This window comes from Dissulfurirhabdus thermomarina, from assembly GCF_012979235.1.
Lineage (GTDB): Bacteria > Desulfobacterota > Dissulfuribacteria > Dissulfuribacterales > Dissulfurirhabdaceae > Dissulfurirhabdus > Dissulfurirhabdus thermomarina.
Window position 1 is genome coordinate 244,386 of record NZ_JAATWC010000002.1, and the last position, 24,711, is coordinate 269,096.

23 protein-coding genes and 1 tRNA gene are annotated in these 24,711 nt (G+C 70.5%); 7 read left to right on the forward strand and 17 right to left on the reverse strand.

The window, feature by feature from the left end; genetic code table 11:
- From HCU62_RS04500 to HCU62_RS04535, 8 genes are all read right to left on the reverse strand, one after another.
- Positions 1-1,518 (reverse strand): TrkH family potassium uptake protein, encoded by a 1,518-nt coding sequence (locus HCU62_RS04500; protein ID WP_163297866.1) that lies wholly within the window; start codon positions 1,516-1,518, stop codon positions 1-3.
- Entirely contained in the window at positions 1,515-2,861 is a 1,347-nt protein-coding gene (gene trkA, locus HCU62_RS04505) for a Trk system potassium transporter TrkA (RefSeq protein ID WP_163297867.1), read from the reverse strand. The genes HCU62_RS04500 and trkA overlap by 4 nt, the downstream gene beginning before the upstream one ends.
- A gap of 247 nt (positions 2,862-3,108) precedes the next feature.
- Positions 3,109-3,184: transfer RNA gene (locus HCU62_RS04510), tRNA-Cys, on the reverse strand.
- A 37-nt stretch (positions 3,185-3,221) separates the two neighbouring features.
- Positions 3,222-3,875, reverse strand: a complete 654-nt coding sequence (locus HCU62_RS04515) for a histidine phosphatase family protein (RefSeq protein ID WP_163297868.1) — start codon at positions 3,873-3,875, stop codon at positions 3,222-3,224.
- A 2-nt stretch (positions 3,876-3,877) separates the two neighbouring features.
- A complete protein-coding gene (cobS, locus tag HCU62_RS04520; RefSeq protein ID WP_163297877.1) occupies positions 3,878-4,624 on the reverse strand; it encodes an adenosylcobinamide-GDP ribazoletransferase in 747 nt (248 codons plus the stop codon).
- Position 4,625: 1 nt separating this feature from the next.
- Positions 4,626-5,270 (reverse strand): hypothetical protein, encoded by a 645-nt coding sequence (locus tag HCU62_RS04525; protein ID WP_163297869.1) that lies wholly within the window; start codon positions 5,268-5,270, stop codon positions 4,626-4,628.
- 14 nt (positions 5,271-5,284) lie between these two features.
- Positions 5,285-7,555: a carboxyl transferase domain-containing protein gene (locus HCU62_RS04530; protein WP_246325261.1), complete on the reverse strand. Its 2,271-nt coding sequence runs from the start codon at positions 7,553-7,555 to the stop codon at positions 5,285-5,287.
- Positions 7,556-7,643: 88 nt separating this feature from the next.
- Positions 7,644-9,059 carry a biotin carboxylase N-terminal domain-containing protein gene (locus HCU62_RS04535; RefSeq protein ID WP_163297870.1) on the reverse strand — a complete coding sequence of 472 codons (1,416 nt, stop codon included), beginning with the start codon at positions 9,057-9,059 and terminating at the stop codon, positions 7,644-7,646.
- A 498-nt stretch (positions 9,060-9,557) separates the two neighbouring features.
- On the opposite strand from HCU62_RS04535, the gene HCU62_RS04540 reads away from it, so the two are divergent.
- Genes HCU62_RS04540 through HCU62_RS04555 form a run of 4 tightly spaced genes read left to right on the forward strand, consistent with a single transcriptional unit; the run spans position 9,558 to position 12,198 of the window.
- Positions 9,558-10,103 carry a cupin domain-containing protein gene (locus tag HCU62_RS04540; protein WP_163297871.1) on the forward strand — a complete coding sequence of 182 codons (546 nt, stop codon included), beginning with the start codon at positions 9,558-9,560 and terminating at the stop codon, positions 10,101-10,103.
- Between the two features lie 12 nt (positions 10,104-10,115).
- Positions 10,116-10,553: an adenosylmethionine decarboxylase gene (gene speD, locus HCU62_RS04545; RefSeq protein ID WP_163297872.1), complete on the forward strand. Its 438-nt coding sequence runs from the start codon at positions 10,116-10,118 to the stop codon at positions 10,551-10,553.
- Between the two features lies 1 nt (position 10,554).
- Complete coding sequence (speB, locus tag HCU62_RS04550; protein WP_163297873.1) at positions 10,555-11,430, forward strand: agmatinase; 876 nt, start codon at positions 10,555-10,557, stop codon at positions 11,428-11,430.
- A gap of 9 nt (positions 11,431-11,439) precedes the next feature.
- Positions 11,440-12,198: a metal ABC transporter ATP-binding protein gene (locus tag HCU62_RS04555; RefSeq protein ID WP_163297874.1), complete on the forward strand. Its 759-nt coding sequence runs from the start codon at positions 11,440-11,442 to the stop codon at positions 12,196-12,198.
- Positions 12,199-12,244: 46 nt separating this feature from the next.
- Here the strand turns inward: HCU62_RS04555 and rtcA are convergent, their stop codons facing one another.
- Positions 12,245-13,309 carry an RNA 3'-terminal phosphate cyclase gene (gene rtcA / locus HCU62_RS04560; RefSeq protein ID WP_169755460.1) on the reverse strand — a complete coding sequence of 355 codons (1,065 nt, stop codon included), beginning with the start codon at positions 13,307-13,309 and terminating at the stop codon, positions 12,245-12,247.
- Positions 13,310-13,503: 194 nt separating this feature from the next.
- Here rtcA and HCU62_RS04565 point away from each other — a divergent pair, with 194 nt between their 5' ends.
- Genes HCU62_RS04565 through dusB form a run of 3 tightly spaced genes read left to right on the forward strand, consistent with a single transcriptional unit; the run spans position 13,504 to position 14,944 of the window.
- Positions 13,504-13,665: a hypothetical protein gene (locus HCU62_RS04565; RefSeq protein ID WP_163299063.1), complete on the forward strand. Its 162-nt coding sequence runs from the start codon at positions 13,504-13,506 to the stop codon at positions 13,663-13,665.
- Positions 13,666-13,725: 60 nt separating this feature from the next.
- Positions 13,726-13,875: a hypothetical protein gene (locus tag HCU62_RS04570; RefSeq protein ID WP_169755461.1), complete on the forward strand. Its 150-nt coding sequence runs from the start codon at positions 13,726-13,728 to the stop codon at positions 13,873-13,875.
- Entirely contained in the window at positions 13,865-14,944 is a 1,080-nt protein-coding gene (gene dusB / locus HCU62_RS04575) for a tRNA dihydrouridine synthase DusB (RefSeq protein WP_163299061.1), read from the forward strand. Before HCU62_RS04570 ends, dusB begins: the two co-directional genes overlap by 11 nt.
- On the opposite strand, the gene HCU62_RS04580 is transcribed toward dusB, so the two are convergent.
- The 8 genes from HCU62_RS04580 to HCU62_RS04615 all read right to left on the reverse strand — a co-directional run bounded on the left by HCU62_RS04580 (position 14,848) and on the right by HCU62_RS04615 (position 24,645).
- On the reverse strand, positions 14,848-16,206 hold the full coding sequence (locus HCU62_RS04580; RefSeq protein WP_163299060.1) for a bifunctional folylpolyglutamate synthase/dihydrofolate synthase: 1,359 nt from the start codon (positions 16,204-16,206) through the stop codon (positions 14,848-14,850). The two genes, dusB and HCU62_RS04580, sit on opposite strands and share 97 nt — an antisense overlap.
- Positions 16,207-16,215: 9 nt before the next feature.
- Positions 16,216-18,321, reverse strand: coding sequence for an ATP-dependent helicase (locus tag HCU62_RS04585; protein ID WP_246325263.1), 2,106 nt, complete (start codon positions 18,319-18,321; stop codon positions 16,216-16,218).
- Positions 18,322-18,424: 103 nt separating this feature from the next.
- Positions 18,425-19,855: a sensor histidine kinase gene (locus HCU62_RS04590; protein WP_163299058.1), complete on the reverse strand. Its 1,431-nt coding sequence runs from the start codon at positions 19,853-19,855 to the stop codon at positions 18,425-18,427.
- 104 nt (positions 19,856-19,959) lie between these two features.
- A complete protein-coding gene (gene cobA, locus HCU62_RS04595; RefSeq protein ID WP_163299057.1) occupies positions 19,960-21,549 on the reverse strand; it encodes a uroporphyrinogen-III C-methyltransferase in 1,590 nt (529 codons plus the stop codon).
- Positions 21,542-22,471, reverse strand: coding sequence for a hydroxymethylbilane synthase (gene hemC, locus HCU62_RS04600; RefSeq protein WP_163299056.1), 930 nt, complete (start codon positions 22,469-22,471; stop codon positions 21,542-21,544). Before hemC ends, cobA begins: the two co-directional genes overlap by 8 nt.
- 152 nt (positions 22,472-22,623) lie before the next feature.
- Positions 22,624-22,854, reverse strand: coding sequence for an FmdB family zinc ribbon protein (locus HCU62_RS04605; RefSeq protein WP_163299055.1), 231 nt, complete (start codon positions 22,852-22,854; stop codon positions 22,624-22,626).
- 12 nt (positions 22,855-22,866) lie between these two features.
- Complete coding sequence (locus tag HCU62_RS04610; RefSeq protein WP_169755462.1) at positions 22,867-23,826, reverse strand: GSU2086 family protein; 960 nt, start codon at positions 23,824-23,826, stop codon at positions 22,867-22,869.
- A gap of 222 nt (positions 23,827-24,048) precedes the next feature.
- Positions 24,049-24,645, reverse strand: a complete 597-nt coding sequence (locus HCU62_RS04615) for a D-sedoheptulose-7-phosphate isomerase (protein WP_163299330.1) — start codon at positions 24,643-24,645, stop codon at positions 24,049-24,051.
- Between the last annotated feature and the right edge of the window lie 66 nt (positions 24,646-24,711).

A 24,711-nucleotide genomic window follows, 5' to 3' on the forward strand; every position in this document is an offset into this window, starting at 1 on the left:
TCAGGGGGCCGCCGCCCGCCGGCCGCCCTCGGCCGGGCCCGGCGGACGCCGCCACCGGAACCTGGGGGCCCGCAGTCCCTTCCAGTAACCCGGCACCAGGAGGACCGCAAGGGTGTAGAGTTCCAGCCGGCCGCCCACCATGCAGATCACCAGGACGAACTTGGCGAGCGCCGGAAGGTCGGCGAAATTGGCCAGGGGCCCCACCCCGGCGAGCCCCGGCCCGATGTTGTTCAGGGTGGCCACCACCGCCGTGGTCCCGGTCACGAGGTCCACCCCCGTCCAGGTCACCACCAGGCTGGCCGCCACGAAGACGGCGAAGTAGAGGGCGAGGAACCCGAGGACCCCCTTCATGACGTCGTCCGGGACGGGCCGGCCGTCGAGCTTGATGACCTCCACGGACCTCGGGTGGATGAGGCGGCGGACCTGGACACGGGTGAACTTCCAGAAGAGGAGCACCCGGACGTGCTTGATCCCGCCGCCGGTACTGCCCGCCATGCCGCCGAGGAACATGAGGGTGACGAGCAGCAGGCGGCACACCGGGGCCCACCGGTCGAAGTCGGCGGTACCGAAGCCGGTGGTGGTGAGGATGGACCAGGATTGGAAGGCGCCATAGCGAAAGCTGGCGCCCCAGTCGGCATAGGTGCCGGAACCCACGTTGACCAGGGTGCAGATGGCCGTGGCCGCCAGGCCCACGCCGAGGTAGAACCGCAGCTCCTCGTTCCGCCAGACGGGGCGGAGGTGGCCGGTGAGCCACCGGTGGTGGAGGGTGAAGTTGATCCCGGCCAGCACCATGAAGACCGTGACGACGCCGTCCACCCAGGCGCTGTGAAAGGCCGCCACGCTGGCGGTCCGGGTGGAGAAGCCGCCGGTGGCCATGGTGGCGAAGGAGTGGCAGACGGCGTCGAAGAGCCCCATCCCGCCCAGGCGGAGCAGGACCGTCTCCGCGAGGGTGAGCAGGACGTAGACGCCCCAGAGGATGCGGGCGGTGTCCTGGATCCGGGGCGAGAGCCGGTCCTTCGTGGGCCCCGGCATCTCGGCCTGGAAGAGCTGCATGCCGCCGATGCCGAGGACGGGGAGGATGGCCAGGGAGAGGACGATGATCCCCATGCCCCCCAGCCACTGGGTCAGGGCCCGCCAGAAGAGGAGGCTCGGCCCCAGGGGTTCCACCTCCCGGAGGATCGTGGACCCCGTGGTGGTGAAGCCCGACATGGCCTCGAAGTAGGCGTCGAGGTACGAGGGGACGGCCCCCGAGAGGTAGAAGGGCAATGCGCCCAACCCCGCGGCCGCGATCCAGCCGAGGGCCACCACGGCGAACCCCTCCCGGTTGCCGATCTCCCGGTCGGCCCTGAAGAGGCCGGCCAGGGCAACCCCCAAAAGGATAGTTATCAAAGAGGACAAAATAAAAAATGGATAAGATCCATCTTTAAAGTATATGCTCACCGCTACGGGAACCAAGAGGGCCGCCCCCAGGAAGACGAGCAGCCACCCCAGGAGCACGGCGACGGTTCCGGATCTCATGACGAGAGGAAGGCCTCCACCTCCGGGACCGCCTTCTTCAGGGTGAAGACGATGAGGCGGTCCAGGGGCTGAAAGACGGTCTCGCCGGAAGGGATGATCACCTCGCCGTTTCGCACCACGGCGCCGATGTTGGCACCGCGGGGGAAGGAGATCTCCCGGAGCGGCCGCCCGAGGTGCGACCAGCGCTCGGTCAGGACCAGCTCCACCACCTCGGCCTCGCTCCCGACCAGGGAGGCCACGGAGAGGATGGCGCCCCGCCGGACGAAACGCAGGATCATGTCCGCGGCCACCAGCCGGGCGGAGAGGGCCACGTCGATCCCGAGCTTGCCGAGGAGCGGGATGAAGTCGGGGCGGGTGATCCGCGTGATGCACTTCTTCGCCCCGTGGTGCTTGGCGAGGAGGCTCGCCAGGATATTGGTGGTGTCCCCGTGGGTCACGGTGACCACGAGGTCGGCCTGGTCGATCCCCTCCGCGATGAGCTCGTGGGCCTCGAGCCCGTCGAAGTTGAGGACGATGGTATCCTTGAGTTTTTCCGCCAGGAGCTCGCACCGTGCCGGGTCCTTCTCCACCAGCCGAACGTCGATCTTCTGGCGTTCCAGGGCCCGTGCCACCCGGTAGCCGACCCGCCCGCCGCCGATGATGAAGACCTTTCGGACGGCGCGGCGGCGGACGTTGAGGAGTTCCTCCAAGGCCGGGAGGTCCCGCCGCTTGATGACCAGGTAGATCCGGTCGCCGGGCTGGATGACGTCGTCGCCCCTGGGGATCAGGGTGACCCCCTCCCGCACCATGGCCACCACCAGGAAGTCGTAGAGCCCCACGAGGCCCTTGAGGTCGGCAAGCGACATCCCGGCCACCGGGCTCTCCTCCCGGACCGCGTACCCGAGCAGCACCACCTCTCCGTGGGCGAAGTCGACGGCCTCGAAGGCCTCCGAGACCGAGCTCATGCGCACGATCTCGTCCGCCATGGCCTGGTCCGGGTTGATGAGGAGGTCGATGCCGAGGCTGTGCTCGTTGAGCGGGGAATCGCCGGAGAGGTATTCCTCGTTCCGGACCCGGGCCACGCGCCGGCGGACGCCCAGGGCCCCCGCCATGATGCAGGCGACGAGGTTGACCTCGTCGATGTCGGTGACCGCGATGAAGAGGTCCGCCTTGTGGACCTCCGCCTCCTGGAGGCAGGCGGCGGAGGCGCCGTTGCCCTCCACGGTGAGGATGTTGAGATCGGTTCCGAGCCGGCGGAGGCGGTCCGGCCGGCGGTCCACGAGCACCACCTCGTGGTCCTCCAGGGAGAGCTGTTCGCAGAGGTGGCGGCCCACCGCCCCCGCGCCGATGACCACGATCCTCATGCCACGATCCTCATGCCGATGCCCCCGGGTGGCGGCCCGCCGGCGGCAGCCACGAAAGATGGCCTCGTAAGTGGATGGCTACTCGGGAATCGCCAAGGACACGGCACGACCCTCGCGAGGAACGAGGCGTACTTGGAGTACGCCGCAGTGACGAGAACATCCAAAGCAACACGGCAATTGGTCGCTTTTTGCGACGTCATCATAAAAAACGGATTGCCGGCCGGGGGCCCGCAATCCGTGGAAGATCTGGAGGCGGCGCCCGGATTTGAACCGGGGAATAACGGTTTTGCAGACCGTCGCCTTAGCCTCTTGGCTACGCCGCCGTGAAATCCGCTGTTCATTACCATAGGACCCGTGATCTTACAAGGGTTCCCGGGCGCCTGCGTCCCAAGGCACCCGGCCGTTCAGGAGCCGGACCACGGCGTTGCCGTCCGGGAAGAGGTCCAGGCAGTTGAGGCAGGCGAGGTCTTGCCCGAGGCAGAAGACCCGGTCCAGGGGAAGCCCCAGGGCCCGGGCCAGCACCACCCGGTTGGTCCCCCCGTGCCCCACCAGGGCGAAGGTCCCGCCGGCGTCGCCCCGGACGATTCCCTCCACCACCCGCCAGGCCCGTGCCAGGAGGTCACCGAGGCTCTCCCCGCCGGGCGGCCGGAAGGCGGCCAGGTCCGCCATCCGCCGGGCCAGGAGGTGCGGGGCCCTTCGCTCGATGTCGTTCCAGTGCCATCCACTCCATTCGCCAAATTCTAGCTCCCGGAGGTCCGATGTCAAATGGAGCGGCACCCCCGGCCGGTCCTTGGCGAGGAGTTCCGCCAGGTACCGGCACCGGCCGAGGTCGCTGGAGAAGATGCCGTCCAGGGCCACGCCCCGGAGCCCCTCGGCGGCGGCCTCGCTCTGCCGGCGCCCGAGGTCCGAGAGGGGGACGTCCATCTGGCCGTAGTAGACCCCCTCGGGCGCCTCGACGGCGCCGTGGCGCAGGAGCCAGATCCGGGTGGCCCGTCCCTCCCCTCCGCCGGGCATCTTCATCCCCCCGAAAGCCGGCAGAAAAGCAGGACCAGGACCACCTCCGTCACCTCCGCGTGGGCGCCGAGGACGTCCCCCGTCACCCCGCCGAGCCGGTGCCGGAACCAGGCCGCCGCCGCCGCGCTCAGGACCGTGACCCCGGCGAAGGCCGCCAGGCCCGCCGCTCCCCCCAGGAGATAGGCCGCCCCGAGGGCCGTGAGCCCCGCCGCCGGCAGCGCCCGGGCCGCGCCGGCCCCGGTGAAGGCCCGTCCCAGCCCCTCCCCCGGGCGGGCGTAGGGGGAAAGCGCCCCGAGGACGTTGATGCCCCACCGCGCCAGGCAGGGCACCAGGCAGAAGAAGCCCGTGGCCGCTCCCCCGGCGGAGAGCGCGGCAAGCCCCGTGGCCTTGAGCAGCAGCACGAGGACCACGGCCAGGACGCCCAGGGCCCCGCTTCGGCTGTCCCGCATCACCTCGAGGGACCGGGCCGCGTCGAAGCCGGAGGCCAGGCCGTCGGCGGTGTCGGCCAACCCGTCCATGTGGAGGCCCCGGGTGAGAAGGGCCAGCCAGGCCGCCTCCATGGCCCCCACCACCGGGCTCGGCCACAGGCCCCTGGCCGCCCAGTCGAACCCGGCGAGCAACCCCCCGAGCAGGAGGCCCACCGCCGGGAAGAAGGCCAGGGATCGCCGGAGATCGGCCGCCCCGGCCTCGAGCCGGGGGGCAATGGAGACAACGGTCAGGAACTGGAGTGCGAGCAGGGCCGCCTTGATCTCATTCCTCCCACTCGGTCCGCACCCGCTGGATCACGCGCTGGACGTAGGGGAGTTTCTCCGGGGGGCAGATGCCGAGCAGCGGCGCCCCCTGCTCCACCAGCGCGCCGGACTGGAAGTAGACCTTGTAGATGACCCCGGCCAGCCCCTCGTAATGGATGAGGGTGTCGCGTTTCATGAGGGACATGATGATGGCCTCGTCCCCGGGACGGACGCGGACGGACTCCCCCGGCGCCTTCTCGATCTTGGCCGCCAGCTCCGGCACCAGGAAGTAGCGGGCCCGCTGGGGCGCGGCAAAGATGTGGAGCACCCGGGTAAGGATCCGGTCGATGATCTCCTCCTTGCCGAGGCGGTGCCGGATGGACATGAGGAATTCGCCCGCCTCGACGAAGCGTCCATCGAGGTCCAGGGCGGCGTCGGCCACGATCCCGCTCCAGGGGGAATAGATCTTCTTCACGTTCCGCTCCCGCTCCAGGAGGTAGAGCAGGGAGCCGGGCCGGTGCATCCAGCGCCCGGACGGACCGTTCACCTCGTCCCCGTCCCGGACCCGGAAGGTGACCACCCCCGTGTGCACCGCCTCGACGCGGTAGTGTTCGTACGGGTCGGAACGGTACTGGCGCAAGAGGTCGTTGAGGTTGAGGTCCATGGCCGCCTACTTGCCTACTTGTAGTACAGGTGGGGTCCGCCCATCCGCACGAGGGCGTTGAAGAGGTTCTTCCGGAACTCCTTCCGGTCCCAGATGCCCTGGATGTGGCCCCGGCGAAGCGCGTTCTTCGCGCTGTGGTAGTCGGGGGGCACGTCTTCCCCGGTGGTCTCGCGGATCACCCTCGGGCCGGCGAAGCCGATCCGGCTCGAGCGGATGGCGAACTGGTAGAGCGAGCAGCCCAGGAAGCTCGCCACCGGGCCCGCGTAGGAGTTGTTGTCGTAGACCACGATGTAGAGGCCGCCGCTTTCGATGTATTCCCGGACGGCCACGGTGCACTTGGGCATCTGGATGACGCCCAGGGTTCCCTCGTGGATGCGGATGCCCCCCGTGGTGTGGATGTAGGCCAGGAGGGGACGCCGGGTGGTGCGGGCCCGGTCGCAGGCCCGGACGAACTTCTCCCCCTCGGCGGACCCCACCGTGCCGTTTCGGAAGTCGCTGTAGAGCATGGCCACCACCAGCTTGATCCCCTGGACCTTGGCGTCGAAGGTGATCATGCTCGAACGGCGGCCGGTCTTCTTGACGTCCCGCCGGAGCCGCTTGTCGAACCCCTCGAACCCGAGGGGGTTCCCGGCGGCGATGTGGGCGTTGAACTCCCGGACCGAGCCCTTGTCGAAGAGGTTCTCGAGGTACCAGTGGTATTCCAGCGGGAAGTGGTGCCCGCAGGTGGGGCAGACCCCGCAGAACTCCCCGTAGAGGTCGGGGACCCAGAGGTCCTGGCATCCGCGGCGGGCGGCGTTGGGGCAAGAGACGGTCCGGTCCTCGTTGGCCAGGGGGCTCACGTAGGTCTCCCACTCCTCGACAAAGATGGAGGTGTCGGCGCCGTCGGTCCGCACCGCCTTGGCGGGCCGCTTGGGCTTGGGGAAGACGAAGTCGTAGGCCGCCTTCACGGGCTCGGTCACCTTCCGGAGGAAGACGGAGCCCTCGCTGGAGACCTCCTCGATCACCTTCTGCACCTGGCGCTGGTGGGCCCGGAGCAGGCCGTAGCGAAGCTCGTAGTAGCTCCTCGCGGCGATGTCGCGGGCCCTGCCGAGCCCCTTCGAGAGCCCGCCCTGGTGCTCCTTGAGGAACCGGCGGGCCATGTCCCGGTACTTCTTGGACCGCAGTTCCACCAGCCGGTCCTTTTCGAGGTCGGTGAGTTCCCAGCCCACCAGCACGTCGAACTCGTCGGGGACCGGGTCGCCCTCGCGGCCCTGGCTCTTCAAGGCGTAGGCCCGGAAGGCGCGGAAGCTCTTGGTCTTGAGCACCACCTCGTCCGTGGCCCGGATCATCTCGTAGCGAAGCCGGCGGAAGAAGCCGTAGTCTTCCCTCCGGGCGCCCAGGGGGGGCTCCTCCACGATCCGGTCCACGGTGCCGAGCCGCAGGTTGTCCGCGGCGGTCATGCGGAGCTGGGCCGCGCAGTGGTCCACCAGTTCCTTCGGGACCTTCTGCCCCTCGCGGATCTTGCCCTCGATGGCCGCCGCCCCCTCCGGCGAGATGACGGAGTAGTATCCCCGCGACCCCATGAGCCGGAGGTCGGCGAGCCCGATGGCCTCGGCCCCGCCGGAACCGCCCTCGGAGATGAAGGAAACCATGGGCACGCGCAGCCCTGCCATCTTGTAGAGGTTGCGGGCGATCTGCTGGGCGGCGCCGGGGAAGTCTTCTATGGGGTAGGAGCCCGGGGTGAAGATGAAGAAGTGGATGGGGATGCCCTCGATCTCGGCCACCTTCATGTAGCGAAGGGCCTTCTCGTTCCCCCAGGGCTTGGCGCAGCCGCCGTTTCGGAACTCTTCGCCCCTCCCCTTCTCGTGACCGATGACCATGACCTGGTGGCTGTAGACGCGGTTCTTGACCCGGCGGTTCAGGATGGCGCGGGCCACCACCACGGCGGGATCCACGTTGCAGTCGCCCTCGCCGCCGAGCTCCGTGTAGGAGTCGTAGACGTTCTCGAGGATGTCGCCCAGGGTGAAACGCTGGGGGCTGCGGACGATGTTGACGATCTCGGCCGGCGTGAGCTTCTCCGCCGTCCGGTCTTCGAGAAAGGAGATGCGTTCCTCGAGCAGCCGGAGCTCCTCGAAGAGGGCCGCCTCGCTGAGGTCGAAGACCGACTCCTTGAGCCGGTGGACGCGCTCCAGGAGCTCGTCGAGGTTGGCCCAGTCTCCGCCCCCCTTGATGTCCACGAGGTAGGAGATCCGGTCCGCGAGATCGGCGATGATCTTTCCGCTGTCCGCCATGAGGGTCTTCGTCATCGGTTCCTGCGGGGGGTGTGCCCGGGGTCCGTCTCCGTTCGCGGCCCCGACCGGCTGGCCGCCGGCGGAGTCCGTCCTTCTTGCGAGGTCATCGGAATTGCAGGATGTCGTCCAGGCGCTCCCGCAGGTAATCCAGGTTGACCAGGATGCTCCCTCCGTCCGGTCCCTCCCCTTCCATCACCACCTCGGAAAGATACCGCCGCGCCCGCTCCTGGGCCTGGGGGGTGTCTTCCCCCCAGACGATGGCCAGCGCGAGGTTCGGATCGTATTCCGTCGGGATCTTGTAGGGCCGGTCCCGCGGCACGTGGGAATGCACCGTGAGCCACGGGTGCTCGGGATGTTCGAACCGGGTGATGGTGCCGCACCAAGGTGCGAACCCCCGCCGGGTGTCCTCGGCCACGATCCTGAGCTCGATGCAGGTTCCCTGGAAGGAGATGTCCTTCTGGGCGTAGCCGAGCCGTTCGCCGAGGGCGGTCCGGATCTGTTCCCGGATGAGGTTCGGGGGGTCCTTCTTCCCCCGAATCCGCGAGATGCGGGCCGATATCTCGTTCTCCACCTGGATCCGCGTGTTGACCTCGAGGAGATAGGGACGGCCGTCCCGGGTCACGATCCACTCCCAGGTCCCCACGCTGTCGTAGCCCACCTCGGTGGCCAGCCGGACGGAGTAGTCCACGATCGCCCGGAGGACCCGGTCCGCGTCGAAGGGATACTCGAAGGTGCCGGCGTCGAAACCCGGGGCCACCTCCACCCGTTTCTGCCGTCCCGTGCTCTGGATGGTGCAGTTGCGCGTCCCGAAGTGCACCACCTCGCCGTGCCGGCTGCACAGCAGCTGGACCTCGAGGTGGTGATAGTCCCTGAGGCACTGCTCGATGAGCACGCCCTCGTCGCCGAACTGCCGCTTGGCATAGTTCTGGATGCGCCGGTAGACGCTCCGGAAGGTGTCGAGGTGGGTCACCTCCTCGATTCCCATGCCCCCGCCGCCGGCCGAGGCCTTCACGAGGATGGACGGCTGGCGCAGCCCCTGCTCCTCCTGGAGGTAGAAGAGTTCCCGCGCCAGCTCCTCGGCCTCGATCTCGTTGTAGATGGGCCGGTCCGAGCCGGGGATCACCGGGATGTCGAGTTCCCGGGCCCGGCGCTTGGTGTTGATCTTGCTGCCGAGGTCCCGGATCACCTCCCACCTGGGGCCGATGAAGACCAGGGGCCGGTTGCGGAGGGTGGCCCGCCGGGCGAACCGGAAGTTCTCGGAGAAGAACCCGTAACCGGGATGAATGGCGGTACACTTGGCCACGTCGGCCACCGCGAAGATGTCGTTGGGGTCCCGGTAGTTGGAGATGCGCCAGGCGCGGCGTCCCTTGGCTCCCTCCTGCGCCAGCCGGACGTGGAGGGATTCCTCGTCTTCCTTCGTGTAGACCACCACGAAGTCGAGGCCGAGATCGCGGCAGGCCTGCATGATCCGGATGGCGATCTCGCCTCGGTTGGCTATCAGGATGCGGTCTTTGCTCATCTGGACGAGGGCGCGGCTGGCCGGGTGCAAGACGGATGGCGTCGCAAAAAGTCGCGGGCTGCCGTGGTGCTTCGGATGTTCCCGTCACTGGCGGCGTACCGTAGAGTACGCCTCGTTCCTCGACATCCTCGCGCCTTGCATTCGGCGATCTTTCGCTGAGCCATCCACGCTGAAGCCTTTTGACCGAGGCCATCAAGACGGTGGCGACCAAGGGCCGTTTATAATGGATTCCCCCACCGGCGTCAATTTCGTTTTCGGCCGGCCGAGATTTTCCATGAACTCCCGTTAGGCTCCAGCAGCCGCAGCCGCGATGGACCCGGCCGGACCGGGGCCGGCCGACACCGGGGTCGGGCCCGCGCACGCAGCCGCGGACCACGACCGGCGATGCCGACCGCAACATCATCTTGCCCCTTGACATCCCCCTGTCTTGTTCGTATAAAGGCGGCCAATGCAAAAAGGTTGTTTAGTAATTATAAACTCTCCGCCCGGATCGCCTGGATGAGCCTTGGCATCGGGGAGAAACTCAAGCGGTTGCGGCTGGCCAACAACCTCACCCAGGAGGAGCTGGCCAACCGGACCGGCCTGACAAAGGGTTACATCAGCCAGCTGGAGCGGGACCTCACGTCCCCCTCCCTGGCCACCCTGAAGGACATCCTGGACGTCTTCGGCGAGAGCCTGGCCGATTTCTTCCAGGAACAGACCCGGGAGCCCGTGGTCTACCGGAGATCGGACCGGATCCAGACCTCCGACTCCCGGGAGGACCTGCGGGTGGAGCTCCTGGTACAGGCCTCGCAGCGCCGCGACATGGAGCCCGTCCTCCTCACGCTCCAGCCCGGCGCCGAGACCTGGGAGGACCGACCCCACCAGGGGCAGGAATTCGGCTTCGTGCTGAAGGGCGCGGCCACGATCCAGGTCGGCTCCCGGGCCTATCGGGTCTCGAGGGGAGACTGCTTCTACTTCACAGCGGACCGGCGCCACAAGTTGCGCAACACCAGCGACCGGGAGACTCAGATCCTGTGGGTGGTGACTCCCCCCACGTTCTAGGAGGACAGGGCGATGCAGGACATCGAATACGGCTTCGGCCAACACCTCATGCTGGACGGGTACGGCTGCAACCCCAAAAAACTCAAGGACATCAACGGGATCTACGACTTTCTCAGCCGGTATCCCGACGAGATTCACATGACGAAGATCATGCCGCCCTACGTCTTCAAGTATTCCGGCCAGGTCCCCGAGGACTGGGGGATCTCCGGCTTCGTCCTCATCGCCGAGAGCCACATCAGCATCCACACCTTCCCGGAAAAGATGTACCTCAGCCTGGACATCTTCTCCTGCAAGCCCTTCGACGCCCAGGCGGCCATCGACCACATCAAGGAGATCTTCGAGATCGAAAAGGTGGAGATCAAGATCCTCGACCGGGGTCACGAGTTCCCCAAGGTGATCCGCCGGGTGCAGCACTTCGTCCGCGACGAGCGCGCCCGGATGTCCGCCTGAAGTGACCCTCGCCTTTCTCGGGCCCGAAGGCGCCGTCGCGGATCCCTCGAGGGCCAGGATCCACTTCATCCCCGTCCCCTTCGACGCCACCACCTGCTACCGGCCCGGGGCTCGACTCGGGCCGTCGGCCATCCTGGCCGCCTCGCCCCACATGGAGTGGTACGACGAGGAGCTGGATGCGGAGGTCTGGCGCCTGGGCCTCTACACCCGGCCGCCCCTCGAGCCCGTCCTGCCCCCCGAGGCCATGATCGAGGCCGTTCGGGCCGCCGTATCCGAGTCCCTGTCGGTCGGGGCCTTCCCGGTGGTTCTCGGCGGAGAGCACAGCGTCACGGTGGGGGCGGTCTCCGCCCTGCGCGAGCGGGTGGGGGATCTCGCGGTGGTGCAGTTCGACGCCCACGCCGACCTCCGGGAGAACTACCAGGGCTCCCCCTACAGTCACGCCTGCGTCATGCGCCGGATCTGGGATTCGGCCCGGGTCCGGCAGGTGGGGATCCGATCCCTCTCCCGGCCGGAGATGGAATTTCTCAGGGCCGAGGGGCGCCCGCCCATCTGGGCCCGGGAGGTGAAGGCCGACTGCGCGGGGGCGGTCCGGCGGCTCCTGGACGGCCTCCCGGACATCCCCGTCTACGTCACCATCGACCTCGATTGCCTGGACCCCGCCGTGATGCCGGCGGTGGGGACCCCGGAACCCGGAGGGCTGTCCTGGGACGAGATCCTGGCCTTCCTCCGCGCCCTGGCCGGAACGGGCCGGGTGGCCGCCTTCGACGTGGTGGAACTCGCCCCGCTCCCGGGTCTCGCCGCCCCCGAATACACCGCGGCCCGCCTCGTCTACAAGTTTCTCACCTATCTCTTTGCACCCGGCCCGGGCCGAGGGTAAGCTCCCGCCATGGAAACGGAGACCGGCCGACCGGTGATCGAGGTGGAAGGCGTCCACCACGCCTTCGGGTCTCACCTCGTCCTGGAGGATGTCTCGCTCCGCGTGGACGAGGGAGACTTCCTGGCCGTCATCGGCCCGAACGGTTCCGGGAAGTCCACCCTGGTGAAGATCATACTGGGGCTCCTGCGCCCCAGGTCAGGGACCGTCCGCCTCTTCGGGACGCCGCTCGCCGCCTTCCACGACTGGCACCGCGTGGGCTACGTCCCGCAGAAGGCCACCCACGTCGATCCCCTCTTCCCCATCACCGCCTCGGAGGTGGTGGGCCTCGGCCGCCTGGCCCGGGCCCGGTTCCCGCGGTGGCTCGGGCCGGCCGACCGTGAGGCGGTCCGGTCGGCCCTGGCGGCCGTGGGCATGTCCGGGCACGCCGCGACCCGCATCGGGGAACTCTCCGGCGGCCAGCAGCAGAAGGTCTTCATCGCCCGGGCCCTGGTGAACCGCCCCGACATCCTCTTCCTCGACGAACCCACCACGGGCATCGACGCCGAGTCCCAGGGACAGTTCTACGACATGCTGGACCGGTTCAACCGCCGGGGGCTCACCATCGTCCTCGTGACCCACGACATCGGCGTGGTGAACAAGCACGTCACCAAGGTGGCCTGCCTGAACCAGCGCCTGGTCTTCCACGGCTCCCACGCCGAGTTCTGCTCGTCGCCCCGGGCCCAGGCCCTCATCCCCGGAGACGATCACCTCGTCTGCCACCGGCACTAGGCGGACGGCCCCGGCATCGCCCTTCCATCATCCATCACATTACTTTTTAATCATATCTTTCTAATTTTTTGCCGATTTTTGGTTCAATCTCCACTGCAACCAGGCCGCCGGGGACGGATCGCCACCCGATCCCGGCCACGCCGGTCTCCCGGAGCACCTGGGCATGGGTGGCGAGATGCCGGGTCACCCGGGCCACGGTGAACCGGCTCGGCTCCGGGACCGCTGCGGCGGGCAGGAGGAGCTGGTCGGCGAGGTGCGGGTCCACGTCGGCGCCGGAGTCGAGGAAGTCCAGCATGGCCGCCGCGGCCTCTGCGCCCACCCGCTCGGCCGGCTTTCCCCGCGCGCCCAGGGCGGTGGCCCCGCCCCACCGCCCGCCCCCGGACGCCCAGAGAAACACCAGGCTTCCCGGCGAATCGGCGGGGCCTTCCAGCGTCTCGACCCGGGCCTCGACGCCGCGCCGCTCCAGGGCCTCGCGCGCGGCCCGGGCCTGGCGTTCCCGCACGTGCGGGGGAAGGCGGGAGGAAGCCGACACGCCGGCCACCCGGACCGGCGCCTCGCCGTCGCCTCCCGCGAAGGGCCGACGCGCCGCCGGGGGGGTGATGTCGCAGGTCACCCGGCCGCCGCCGGCCGGGACCCAGCCCCACCGCCGGAGTTCGATCCGGAACCGGAATCCCATGCCGGCGAGGACCGGGCGGTAGACCCGGTCCACGTAGTGGAAACACGGGCTCCAGGGGACGTGGGTCCCGCCGGTGATCTCCAGCCGGGACGGTCCGGGGGCGCAGGCCAGGGGCAGGAGCACCGTCTGGAGGACCAGGAGGGCGGACCCGGCCGTGCCCACGTCGACCCGGTAGGATCCGGGCCGAACGGGCCCGGGGGCGAAGTACACCTTGGAGGCACCCGGTTCGGCCCCCCGGACCTCGGCGCCGCAGACGGCCGCTGCGGCCCGGACGGCGGCCAGGTGCTGGGGCCTGAGTCCCGGCTTCGGCCGCCGGGCCCGGATGTTGACGAACTCCACCGGGCGTCCGGCGAGCACGGCGAGGGCGAGCCCGGTCCGGAGGATCTGCCCGCCCCCCTCCCCCTGCGCACCGTCGATACGCCAGGTCTCCGCCACGGCCGCCCCCCTCGTCGCTCCCGGAACCGCCTCGTCTTTCGCCGTCCCTTTGGTTATTCTCCAGGAAAGCGCCGCCATGGCAAGAAGGCGGGCGCCGCGGGAGGCCGCGCGGTCCTCCTCCCGGGGCCCCGGACCTTGCGCGCGGCGACATTCTGCACGCACCCCTCGAGGGTCTACGAAAAGGAGGTCATCCAGTGGACACTCCCGAGCGCCGTATCCTCCTGGCCACGGCCCTGGCCGGGGCCCTCTTCCTGGCCGCCTGGCCGGCGGCGCCCACGGCCGCCCCGGCCGCCGACACCCACGGGTCCATAAAGGAACGCCCCATGGAACGGATCGACAGCCGGAAAGACTGTTGAAAGGGCCTCGTAAGCGTCGGGTTGCGCTTCCGGGATCCCAAGACCCCCACCGGGTACCGCATGGAGGTCCTCCTCCGGCCGGATACCCTGCCGAAGATGCGCCGGCTGCTCGAGATCGTGGACGGCCGCATCGTGGCGGAGGACCACGCCGGGGACCACGTGCGCCTCGTCGTCGAAAAGGGCCCGCCGGAGGCCGCCCGTGACCGCTGACGCCCCCCTCCCGGGGCTCCCCCCGCCGCTCCGGGTCGGCCCCCTCTCCGTCTCGCCGCCCCTGATCCTCGCCCCCCTGGCGGGCGTGGCGGACTTCCCATTCCGGCGCCTGGCGCGCCGCTTCGGGGCCGGCCTCACGGTGAGCGAGATGATCGCCTCCCAGGCCGTGGTCCGCGATCACCCGCGCTCCCGGCGGATGGCGGCCACGGCGCGCGAGGAGTACCCGCTTTCGGTCCAGCTTTCGGGGGCCGACCCGATGGTCCTCGCCGAGGCCGCACGCCGGAACCGCGACCTTGGGGCCGCCATCCTGGACATCAACATGGGCTGCCCCCAGAAGAAGATCGTGAAGACCGGGGCCGGGGCCGCCCTCATGCGGGACGAGCGCCTGGCGGGACGCGTGGTGGCGGCGGTGGCGGCGGCCGTGGACGTCCCGGTGACGGTGAAGATGCGCCTCGGGTGGGACCACGCCCACGTCAACGCCCCGAGGATCGCCCGGATCGCCCAGGAGGCCGGGGCCGCCATGGTGGCGGTCCACGGCCGGACCCGGAGCGACATGTTCGCCGGCCGGGCGGACTGGGCGGCCATCCGGGCGGTAAAGGCGGCCGTCTCCATCCCGGTGGTGGCCAACGGGGACATCCGGGATGCCGCGGACGCCGCCCGGTGCCTGGCCGAATCCGGCGCCGACGCCCTCATGATCGGCCGGGGGGCGCTGGGCCGGCCGTGGATCTTCCGGCACATCGCCCGGGCGCTTTCCGGCTCGCCCGCCCCCTGGCCCTCCCTGGAGGCCCAGTACCGGGTGGTGACGGCCCACCTGGAGGCACTTCTGGAATTCTACGGGGAGCCCGTGGCCCTCTGGCTGGCCCGAAAGCACCTGGCCTGGTACAGCCGGGGCCTTCCGGGCGGGGCCCGGTTCCGGAGGGAGGTGAACGCAGCCCCCTCCGTCGCGGCGGTTCGGGAGCTGGCGGCGGTCTTCTACGAAACGCTGGCCCGTTCCGGGCCGGCGCCGCACCGGGACGAGGGCCGGAATCCCTCCCGGACCAGGGCGGAGCGGACCGCCCCCACGAGGTAGAGGCTTCCGGCCACGCACAGGAGGTCCCCCGGTCCCAACTCCTCCCGGGCGGTATCGAGGGCCCGGCGCCAGTCGACCTCGAGGCGGGCCCCTGGCGGGAGGGAAACCCCGCGCCAGTCGGCCACCCGGACCGGGCGCCTCGGCCCCGGCGGCTCGGTGACCACCACCCGGCCCGCGGCGCCGGCCACGAGGGCCAGCATCCCGGCGTAGTCCTTGTCGCCCCCCTCGTCGGAACACCCCCAGAGCAGCACCCGGCGCTCCGGCGGCGGCCACTCCCGGCCCGCGTCGAGGGCCGCCCGGAGGGCCCGGACGCCGTCCGGGTTGTGGGCCCCGTCGAGGAGGACCCGGATCGGCCCAGCGAGGACCTCCAGGCGCCCGGGCCAGGAGACCCGGCGACATCCCGCCCGGACGTGCGCCCCGGTCACGGGCACCCCCTGGGCGGCCAGGATCTCGCAGGCCCGGACGGCCAGCCCTGCGTTCCGGACCTGGTGCGCCCCCCGGAGGGCGAGAGAGATCCGGCGGAGCCGCCAGAGCGCCCCCCGGTAATGGAAGCCGAGGTCCGACCAGCGCCGGACGGTGAAGTCGCGGCCGGGTTCCGAGAGCGGGGCGGCCAATTCCCGGCACCGGCCGTGGACCACCCGCCTCGCCGCCGCTCGGCGGACGCCGCTCACCACGGGCACGCCGGGCTTCACGATCCCCGCCTTCTCCCGGGCGATGGCGGCCAGGGTCCGCCCGAGGTAGCTCCGGTGATCGAGCCCCACCCCGGTGATCACCGACACCCGGGGGACCACCACGTTGGTGGCGTCCAGGCGCCCCCCGAGTCCCGTCTCCACCACGGCGAGGTCCACCGCCGCGTCCCGGAACCAGTCGAAGGCGATGGCCGTGGTGGCCTCGAAGTAGCTGAGCTCGCAGCCGGCCTCCACCAGGCGCCGGATCCGGTGGATCCGTTCCGCGAGTTCCGGTTCCGGAATCGGGCGGCCGCCGATCCGGAACCGCTCGGCGAGGCAGTGGAGGTGAGGCGAGGTGTAGAGTCCCACCCGGAGCCCGGCGGCGGAGAGGATGGCGGTGATCAGGGCGGCCGCGGAGCCCTTCCCGTTGGTCCCGGCCACGTGGACCACCGGGACCGCCCGCTCCGGGTGCCCCAGGGCATCGAGGACCGCTTCCATCCGTTCGAGCCCCAGCCGGAAGCCGTGGAACTGGAACCGGTCCAGGTAGGCCAGGGCCGCCGCCAGGTCCGGGCCGCGGGTGCCGCGCGCCGCCATGCCGCCCCCCTACCCGCCGAGCCGCTGGAGGCGGGCGTACTGGAGGTTCAGGACCTTCTCCCCCGAGACGTCGAAGTGCACCCGGAGCTTCTCGGGACCCAGGACCTCGAGCACCCGCCCCGGCCCGAAGATGGTGTGCCGCACCCGGGCCCCCGGGGGAAAGGCCCCGGTGCCGGGCGGCGGGGCCGCCTCCCGGGGGGCGGCGGCCGGCACCGCGACGCCCGCCCGGGGCGACGCCGGCGCCACCTGCTCGAGGAGATCCGCCGGGATCTCCTCGAGGAACCGCGACGGCCGGGCCGGGAGAAGCCCCGCGCCGCTGAAGTTCAACATGGCGGGCCGGCAGAGGTAGAGGTCGTCCCGGGCCCGGGTGGTGGCCACATAGAAGAGCCGCCGCTCCTCCTCGAGGTCCTCCGGGCGGCCTTCCGCCGAGGGTGCCGGGAATCGACCCTCGGCCAGGTGGATCACGAAGACCACCCGCCACTCGAGCCCCTTGGCCGAGTGGATGGTGGAGAGGACGAGGCGGTCGCCCTCCCCCGCCGACTCGTCCGGCTCCGGCGGATCCAGGGCCACCTCGGCGAGCAGCGTCACCGCGTCTTCGTAACGGCCGGCCATGCCTCTGAGCTGCGCCAGGTCCTGGCTGCGGCGGGGATGGTCCTCGAGGAACCGCCGCTCGAGATAGGGCCGGTACCAGGCCTCGATCCTTTCGAGCACGGCGGGGAGCGCCAAGTCCGCCCCCTGGAGGCGGCGGAGATAGGCCCCGAGGCGGCGCACCTGCGGGGTCCACCGCGCCCGGCCGGGCCATTCCTCCAGGAGGGCGAAGGGATCCGGCGCCCCCACCACGGCGGCGAAGACCCGGTCCGCCCCCTTGGGACCGACCCCCGGCAGGAGCTGGAGGACCCGGTTCCAGGCCACCCGGTCGTAGGGGTTCACCAGGAGCCGAAGCACCCCCAGGACGTCCTTGATGTGGGCCGCCTCGACGAGGCGGAGCCCCCCCCGCTTGGTGAAGGGGATGCCCCGGGTGTTGAGCTCCGCCTCGAGCTGGAAGGAATGGAATCCCGCCCGGAAGAGGACCGCCATCTCGGCCAGCGCCACCCCCCGGGCGTGGTACGAGGCGACCCGGTCGGCCACGAACCGGGCCTGGTCCAGCTCGTCGAGGGCGGTGAAACAGACCGGGCGGCGGCCGCCCGGCCGGTCGGCCACGAGGTGCTTGGTGAATTTTTCCCGGGCGTGGGCGATGATGGCGTTGGTGCAATCCAGGTTCGGCTGGGTGGTCCGGTAGTTGCGCTCGAGCTTCACGATCCGGGTGCCGGGAAAGAGCTTCGGGAAGTCCAGGATGTTCCGGAAGTTGGCCCCGCGGAAGGCATAGATGGACTGGGCGTCGTCACCCACGGCCATGACGTTGTCGTGACCGCAGGCCACCAGGCGCAGGATCCGGGCCTGCACGGCGTTGGTGTCCTGGTACTCGTCCACCATGAGGTAGCGGAAGCGCCGGCCCATGGCCTCCCGGACCTCGGGATGGGCCTCGAGGACGTCGCACCACCGAAGCAGCAGGTCGTCGTAGTCCATGAGCCCGTGGGCCCGCTTGTAGGCCGTGTAGGCCTCGTAGAGGCGCCGGAGCCCCTCGGCCTCGGCCAAAAGGTGCGGCCAATCCCGCTCGAGGACCGCCGTGACGTCGCCGCCGGTGTTGGCGGCCCGGCTGAAGATGGCCGCCACGGTGGCCTTCTTGGGGAACCGGCTCCCCGAACCGCCGAGGCCGAGTTCCCCCGCCAGCTGGCGCAGGAGGCCGGCGGTGTCGGCCCGGTCGAGGATGGTGAAGGAGACGGGGTAGCCGGCCAGCGGCGCGTGCACCCGGAGCATCCGGTGGGCGAAGGCATGGAAGGTCCCGCCGGCCACCCGGGCGCAGGCGGGACCCACCAGCCGGGCCGCCCGTTCCAGCATGGCCGAGGCGGCCTTCCGGGTGAAGGTGAGGAGCAGGATGGCCTCCGGCTCGGTCCCGCGGGCGACCAGTCGGGCCACCCGGTGGACCAGGGTCCGGGTCTTGCCGCTGCCGGCCCCGGCGATGACCAGGACCGGCCCGTCGAGGGTCTCCACGGCCTCCCGCTGTTGGGGGTTCAAGCCGGCGTCCGGGTCTCCGGCCGGGGATGCGGCGGTGGTGGATGGATGCCTGCTCATGGACTGGGTGGTCCGGCCGGCGGCGCGCCGGTCCCGGCGCGTCGTCTCAGGACCCCGCCGGGGCGAGTTCCTCGGGGGACGGTATCTCGGCGGACAGGGGCAAGATGAAGAAGAAGTTGTTCCCGAGGGGCCTCGGCTCGTACCCGGTGACCCCCCCGTGGACCTCCACCACCTTCTTCACGAAGTGGAGGCCGTGCCCGGAGCCCGGCTGGCCGGCGGCCGATCGGGCGCGGTAGCCCTCCTCGTAGAGGCGGCCGGCCTCCTCGTCGGGGATGGCGGGCCCCGTGGTGAAGACGTTGAACTTGACCCCGTGCTTTCCGGGCCCGAAGAAGTCCGGCAGCATCTCCCGGCCGTAGGCCATGAACTTGACCGGCTCCCCGTGCTCGTTGGTCACCTCCCGGCAGTACTTCAGGGCGTTGGAGAAGAAGTTGGCGTAGACCTGGGAAAGGAGCCCCACGTCCACGGAGAGGGGGTAGTCCTCGTCCGCGGGGACGCCTCCGAGGAGGTCGTCGATGCGGATGCCGCTCCGCTCGAGGCGCTCCCGGTACCGGGCGAGCTGGGGGTCGATGACCTCCCGCCGGACGTTGCACTGCCGGATGCGCGGCACGAGCTGCCCCCTCTCGAAGTGGTCCCGGCGCAGGAGACTTTCGAGGAAGAGGCTGGTGTTCCGGTAGTGCTTCTCCACGGCCTCGTATTGCTCGAGGAGCTGGCGCGAGAGCCCGGAAAGGCTTTGTTGCAGGGCCTCCATCTCGCCCAGGTCCGGGCAGTCCTCCGCGCGCTTCTCCTCGATCTTTTGCGCCATGCCTTGGGCGATCCGCTCGAGTTCACCGATCCGCCGGCGCAGATCCCGGAAGAAGACCTGGTAGTGCATGTTGGGCACCAGGACGTTGTGTTCGATGTCCGCCACCAGGGTGGCGATGAAGCGCAGGTGACGCACGTTCTGGAGCGCCATCTGCTTGTAGTGCAGGTTGTAGCCGATACGGTTGGCGTACTTCTCGAAGAAGAGCCGGTCCCCCGCGTCGAGGCGGCCCAGGGGGAAGACCTCGTAGACCCCGATGATCTCCTCCCACTGGTCCACGGGCAGCGTGGCGATGAGGCGGCGGTTGCCCCGGATGGGGATCACGTAGGAGTCCTCGAGCTCGTAAGGCCGGTCCTCGAGGCGGATCCCCTCGGGCGGCGGCATGTCGCGCACGTTGAGCCCGTTCAGGGAGTCGCAGACCGTAAGGAGCCTTCCGGTCTCCCGCTGGACGAGATAGAGGCACGAGTCGAAGCCCATGAAGACCTTGGGCACGAAGACGCAGACCCGGTAGAAGTTGTCGAGGGTCTCGAACTCCTGGGCGAGGTCGAAGAAGGCGCGGAGGGCGCGTCCCTGGACCTTGTCGAAGTTGTAGATCTCGTAGTCGTCCCGCTTCTTCCGGATCCGGGAGAGGACCGAGGAGAGTTCGGGGGGATCGGCGGAATCGGTGTACGGCGGCATCGGACGCCCCTGCGGCGTACGCCGCAGGGAGGATCGGCACCCCGGCGGCGCCTGTCTGGAGACAGCTTACCGGCTGGCCCCGCCCCGGGTCAAGGCGCGGCCGGCTAGCGCGCGCCCGCCTGCCGGCGCGCCAGGAAGTCGCGGTCGGCGGCGCGCACCCCCGCGAAGTAATCCTCGATGGCATGGACCAGGTCCACGATGGTGGACTTCTCCGGCAGGATGTCCACCCGGAGGCCGATTTTCTCGGCGGTCTTGGCGGTCACCGGGCCGATGCAGGCCACCCGGGCCCGAGTGAGGATGCGCCGGCGCTGCGCCTCCGGAAAGAGCTTGAAGAAGTGCTTGACCGTGGAGGAGCTGGTGAAGGTGACCACGTCCACAGGGTCGGCCTCGAGGGCCTCCACCATGCCCTCGGGCAGCTCCGGGGCGTAGGTCCGGTAGGTGGGCGCCACGGTCACCTCGGCGCCGAGCCGGCGGAGCCCCTCCGGGAGGAGCTCCCGTCCCTTCTCGGCCCGGGGGACGAGGATCCGGCGCCCGGCGACCCCTTCCCTTCCAAATGCCTCGAGCAGGCCCTCCGCCCGGAAGTCGTCCGGGACGAGGTCCACCCGGAGCCGGAGCGCTTCCAGGGCCTGGGCCGTCCCCTCGCCCACGGCGGCGAGACGGGCCCGGCCGAGGTGCCGGGCGTCGAGGCCCCGGTCCCAGAGCCGGGCGAAGAAGAACCGAACGGCGTTGGTGCTGCTGAAGACCACCCAGTCGTAGGCCGCCAGTTCCGTGACGGCCCGGTCCAGGGGCGCGGGGTCGGCGGGCGGCCCCACGGCGATGGTCGGGCATTCCACGCAGAGGGCCCCCCGCATCTCGAGCCGCACCACCAGCTCGCTGGCCTGCTCCCGGGTCCGGGTGACGAGGACCCTGCGCCCGAGGAGCGGCCGCCCTTCGAACCAGTCGAGCTCGGACCGGAGCCCCGCCACCTCTCCCACCACGATGACGGCCGGGGGGCCGAGCTCCGCCTCGCGGACGCGGTCCACGATGTCGGCCAGGGTGCCGTCCACCGAGCGGTGCCGCGGCGTGGTGCCCCAGCGGATCACCGCCACCGGGGTCTCGGGCGGGCGCCCGTTCTCCACGAGCCGCCGCACGATGTTCGGAAGGTTCGACATCCCCATGAGGAAGACCAGGGTCCCGACGCCGGTGGAAAGCCCCTTCCAGTCGATGGTGGCCTCGTCGTCCTTGCCGCTCTCTCGGTGCCCGGTGACGAAGGCCACCGAGGCGGTATGCGCCCGGTGGGTGAGGGGGATGCCCGCGTAGGCCGGGACGGCGATGGCGGAGGTCACCCCCGGGACGATCTCGTAGGGGATGCCCGCCCGGCGAAGCTCCTGGGCCTCCTCGCCCCCGCGGCCGAAGATGAAGGGATCGCCGCCCTTGAGGCGGACCACGGTCTTCCCTTCCCGGGCCTTCTCCACGATGATGGCGTTGATCCGGTCCTGGGGGACCACGTGGCGGCCGGCCTTCTTGCCCACGTAGATCCGTTCGGCCCCAGGGGCCACGAACTCGAGGAGGCGGGGGCTCGCCAGCCGGTCGTACACCACCACCTCGGCGCGCTCGAGGATCTCCTTGCCGCGGAGGGTGAGGAGCCCGGGGTCGCCCGGCCCCGCCCCCACGAGGTAGACACGCCCCACCCGGGGGCCCGGGGGATCAGGCATGGCCGTAGACCTCGGCGAGGATCTCCCGCCCGCCGGCCTCCAGGATCTCGTCCGCGAGATCGCGGCCGATCCGCGCCGCGTCCGCCGCCGGCCCCTCGGCGTTCCGTCGGACGATGCGGCGGCCCGCTTCGTCCGCCACGAGTCCCTCCATGGAGAGCCGGTCCCCGTCGAGGCGGGCCAGCCCCCCGATGGGGACCTGGCACCCCCCCTCGAGCCGGGCGAGGAAGGCCCGCTCCGCGCGGACGCAGGTCGCGGTGGCCGTGTCCGCCAGCGGCGCGAGGATCTCGCGGGTGCGGGGGTCATTCGAGCGGAGCTCGATGCCGAGCGCTCCCTGCCCCACGGCGGGCAAGAGGACGCCGGCGTCCACCACCTCGGTGATCCGGTCCGCCAGCCCCAGGCGCCGGAGCCCGGCCACGGCGAGCAGGATGGCGTCGAAGGCGCCCTCGTCGAGCTTCCGAAGCCGGGTATCGAGGTTGCCCCTGAGGGAGTGGATCTCGAGGTCGGGCCGGCGAAGACGCAGCTGCGCCATGCGGCGGAGGCTGCTCGTCCCCACCCGGGCGCCCTCGGGGAGGGTCTCCAGGGTGAGCCCCGGCCGGGCCACCAGGGCGTCCCGCGGGTCCTCCCGGCGGGGGAAGACCGAGACCTCGAGCCCCTCGGGGGTCTCCGCCGGGACGTCCTTCAGGCTGTGGACGGCGAGGTCGGCCTCTCCCCGAAGCAGCGCCTCCTCGATCTCCTTCACGAAGAGCCCCTTGCCCCCCACCTTGGCCAGGGGGACGTCGAGGATCTTGTCGCCCTTGGTCACCACCCGGACGAGTTCCACCTCGACTCCGGGCCACCGGGCCTCGATCTGTTCCTTGACCCAGGTGCTCTGGGCCAGGGCCAGGGCGCTCTTCCGGGTGGCGAGTCTGAGTCGTTCAGGCATGGGGATCCTCGATGGCGCCGCACGTGTCACCAAGCGACGACGTCGGCGGCGCTTGGCAGCACTTGGCGGCGGTTTCCACGCGTTGCGTCATGACGGTGCCGGCGGAGACGGAGACGCCCGCCTCACCCGGGGCCCGGTCGGAGACGGCGGTCTCAGCCCCCGCAGGAGCCGCAGTTGCTGCTGGAGCACCCGCTGCAGCCGCCCCCGCCGGGGGTCTTCCCGGTGCCGACGAAGGTGGCCCCGCTCTTGAAGGCGAAGGCGGACAGCTTCTTGCGGACCTCGGGGCTTGCGCACTTCGGGCACTTCACGTCGGACCGGCCGCCGAGGACCAGTTCCTCGAAACATTCGCCGCAGGCGGCGCACTCGAACTCGTAGATGGGCATCCGAAGCCCTCCTCAGGCCGCGTCCCCCGCCTCCAGCGCCTCCAGGACGGCGGCGGCGAGCAACGGCACCATGATCTCGTGGTGGCCGGTGAGGTGGATCCCCCGGCCGCCCTGTAAGGTAGGCCGCTGCACCACGTTTGTCAAAGGCCGGTAGTGACGGATGAAATCCATGTTCACCGTGGTGAAGCGTTCCACGCGGTGCCCCACGTTCCGCACCAGGGTGAGGGCCTTCAGGAAGACCTCCGGCAGGAGCACCGCGGACCCCACGTGGAGGAGCACGCCGCCCTCGAGGCCCGCCACCAGGGTGGCGAAGCGGCGGAAGTCGAGGTGGCTGGCACGGCCGATGGCCGCCCCGTCGGCGCCGGGGTGGATGTGGATGATGTCCGTGCCCACGGCCACGTGGACCGTGACAGGGACCCCGAGGCGCCAGGCGGAGGCGAGGAGGCTCTGGTCGAGGTGGGGGAAACCGGCGGCCGCCAGGGCCTCCCCCACCCCTTCGCCGAGGCCCTTCCCCTCCGCCGCGGCCCGGCGGACGGCCTCGTTGAGGAACTCGCCCGTCTCCCGCGCGGCCCCGAACTGCCCCTCCCCGAGGACGGCCGCCACGTCCTCGGAGGTCCGCCCCGCCATGGCGATCTCGGCATCGTGGACGATGCCGGCCCCGTTCAGGGCGATGCCGGAGAGGATCCCCCGGTGCATGAGGTCGATGAGGACGGGATTCAGCCCCACCTTGATGACGTGGGCGCCCATGGCGAGGAGCACGGGGCGGCCGCCCCGCACGGCGGCGGCCACGGCCGCGGCGGCGGCGCGCAGGTCCTCGGCGGCCAGCTGGCGCGGAAGCGCGGCCAGGAGGTCGGCCACCCGCATCCCGGCCGAGAGCGGGCGGGCGAAGTCGCCGAGGCCCACCTTGCTGGGCCGGTCGTGGAGGGAGTAGGTCCGGAGCGCCCCCAGGTCGAAGGGTTCGGGATACTTCATGACGGCCTCGTATGAAAAGTCCTCAGGCTCCTCGACGTTTCGTGCAGATTTGGCCTTCCATCGTCAGAATCCACACGAAGCAGGGTATGGATAGGCGAGAATCGCCAAGGACAAGGCGCGCCCACCGCGAGGAACGAGGCGTCGCCGGGGACCGCGAGGGACCGAGGGGCTTGAAGCACCACCGCCAAGCGTCCCGCTTGGTGATTCTCGCGACGCCATCCTTCATGGCGCCGCAAAGAGGATCCGCTCCACCAGGTCGCACAGGAGATGGCCCAGGAAGATCTGGACCTCCTGGATCCGCGGCGTGTCGTCGGAGGCGGCCCGGAGGACCAGGTCGGCGGTCTCGGCCATGCGCCCCCCGCCGCGGCCCGTGAGGGCCACCGTCCTGAGGCCCGCCTCCCGGGCGGCGGCCAGGGCCTTGACCACGTTGGGGGAGTGGCCGCTGGTGCTGATCCCCACCGCCATGTCACCGGGCCGGCCCAGGGCCTGGACCTGCTTCGCGAAGACGTCGTCGAAGGAGTAGTCGTTCCCCACGGCGGTGAGGATGGAGGTGTCGGTGGTCAGCGCGATGCCCGGGAGGGGGCGCCGTTCCATGCGGAAGCGGTTGACGAACTCGGCGGCCAGGTGCTGCGCGTCGGCGGCGCTCCCCCCGTTGCCGAAGAAGAAGACCCGCCCGCCGCCGCGGAACACCTCGGCCATCTCTCGGGCCAAGGCGACGAGGCGCCCGCCCTCCGAGGCGAGGGTGGCGCGCTTGGCCGCCAGCGAGGCCTCCAGGGCCTCTTCGAGCAGGGGGACAAAGGGGTCGGTCTGCCGGGACATGGGGCGTCAGCTAAATACGTGCCCGGCGCCTTGTCAACGGGCGCCGGGAACCGCCGGGGCGGCGTC

Bases quoted from the DNA above. Each gene is read 5' to 3' on its own strand.
- HCU62_RS04590 (WP_163299058.1), bottom strand. From the start codon at position 19,855: ATGCCGCCGTACACCGATTCCGCCGATCCCCCCGAACTCTCCTCGGTC.
- HCU62_RS04500 (WP_163297866.1), bottom strand. From the start codon at position 1,518: ATGAGATCCGGAACCGTCGCCGTGCTCCTGGGGTGGCTGCTCGTCTTC.
- HCU62_RS04540 (WP_163297871.1), top strand. From the start codon at position 9,558: ATGAGCCTTGGCATCGGGGAGAAACTCAAGCGGTTGCGGCTGGCCAAC.
- HCU62_RS04555 (WP_163297874.1), top strand. From the start codon at position 11,440: ATGGAAACGGAGACCGGCCGACCGGTGATCGAGGTGGAAGGCGTCCAC.
- HCU62_RS04515 (WP_163297868.1), bottom strand. From the start codon at position 3,875: ATGCCCGGCGGAGGGGAGGGACGGGCCACCCGGATCTGGCTCCTGCGC.
- HCU62_RS04610 (WP_169755462.1), bottom strand. From the start codon at position 23,826: ATGAAGTATCCCGAACCCTTCGACCTGGGGGCGCTCCGGACCTACTCC.
- HCU62_RS04570 (WP_169755461.1), top strand. From the start codon at position 13,726: ATGGAGGTCCTCCTCCGGCCGGATACCCTGCCGAAGATGCGCCGGCTG.
- speD (WP_163297872.1), top strand. From the start codon at position 10,116: ATGCAGGACATCGAATACGGCTTCGGCCAACACCTCATGCTGGACGGG.
- HCU62_RS04535 (WP_163297870.1), bottom strand. From the start codon at position 9,059: ATGAGCAAAGACCGCATCCTGATAGCCAACCGAGGCGAGATCGCCATC.
- HCU62_RS04530 (WP_246325261.1), bottom strand. From the start codon at position 7,555: ATGACGAAGACCCTCATGGCGGACAGCGGAAAGATCATCGCCGATCTC.
- HCU62_RS04580 (WP_163299060.1), bottom strand. From the start codon at position 16,206: ATGGCGGCGCGCGGCACCCGCGGCCCGGACCTGGCGGCGGCCCTGGCC.
- trkA (WP_163297867.1), bottom strand. From the start codon at position 2,861: ATGAGGATCGTGGTCATCGGCGCGGGGGCGGTGGGCCGCCACCTCTGC.
- HCU62_RS04525 (WP_163297869.1), bottom strand. From the start codon at position 5,270: ATGGACCTCAACCTCAACGACCTCTTGCGCCAGTACCGTTCCGACCCG.
- HCU62_RS04615 (WP_163299330.1), bottom strand. From the start codon at position 24,645: ATGTCCCGGCAGACCGACCCCTTTGTCCCCCTGCTCGAAGAGGCCCTG.
- HCU62_RS04605 (WP_163299055.1), bottom strand. From the start codon at position 22,854: ATGCCCATCTACGAGTTCGAGTGCGCCGCCTGCGGCGAATGTTTCGAG.
- hemC (WP_163299056.1), bottom strand. From the start codon at position 22,471: ATGCCTGAACGACTCAGACTCGCCACCCGGAAGAGCGCCCTGGCCCTG.
- cobA (WP_163299057.1), bottom strand. From the start codon at position 21,549: ATGCCTGATCCCCCGGGCCCCCGGGTGGGGCGTGTCTACCTCGTGGGG.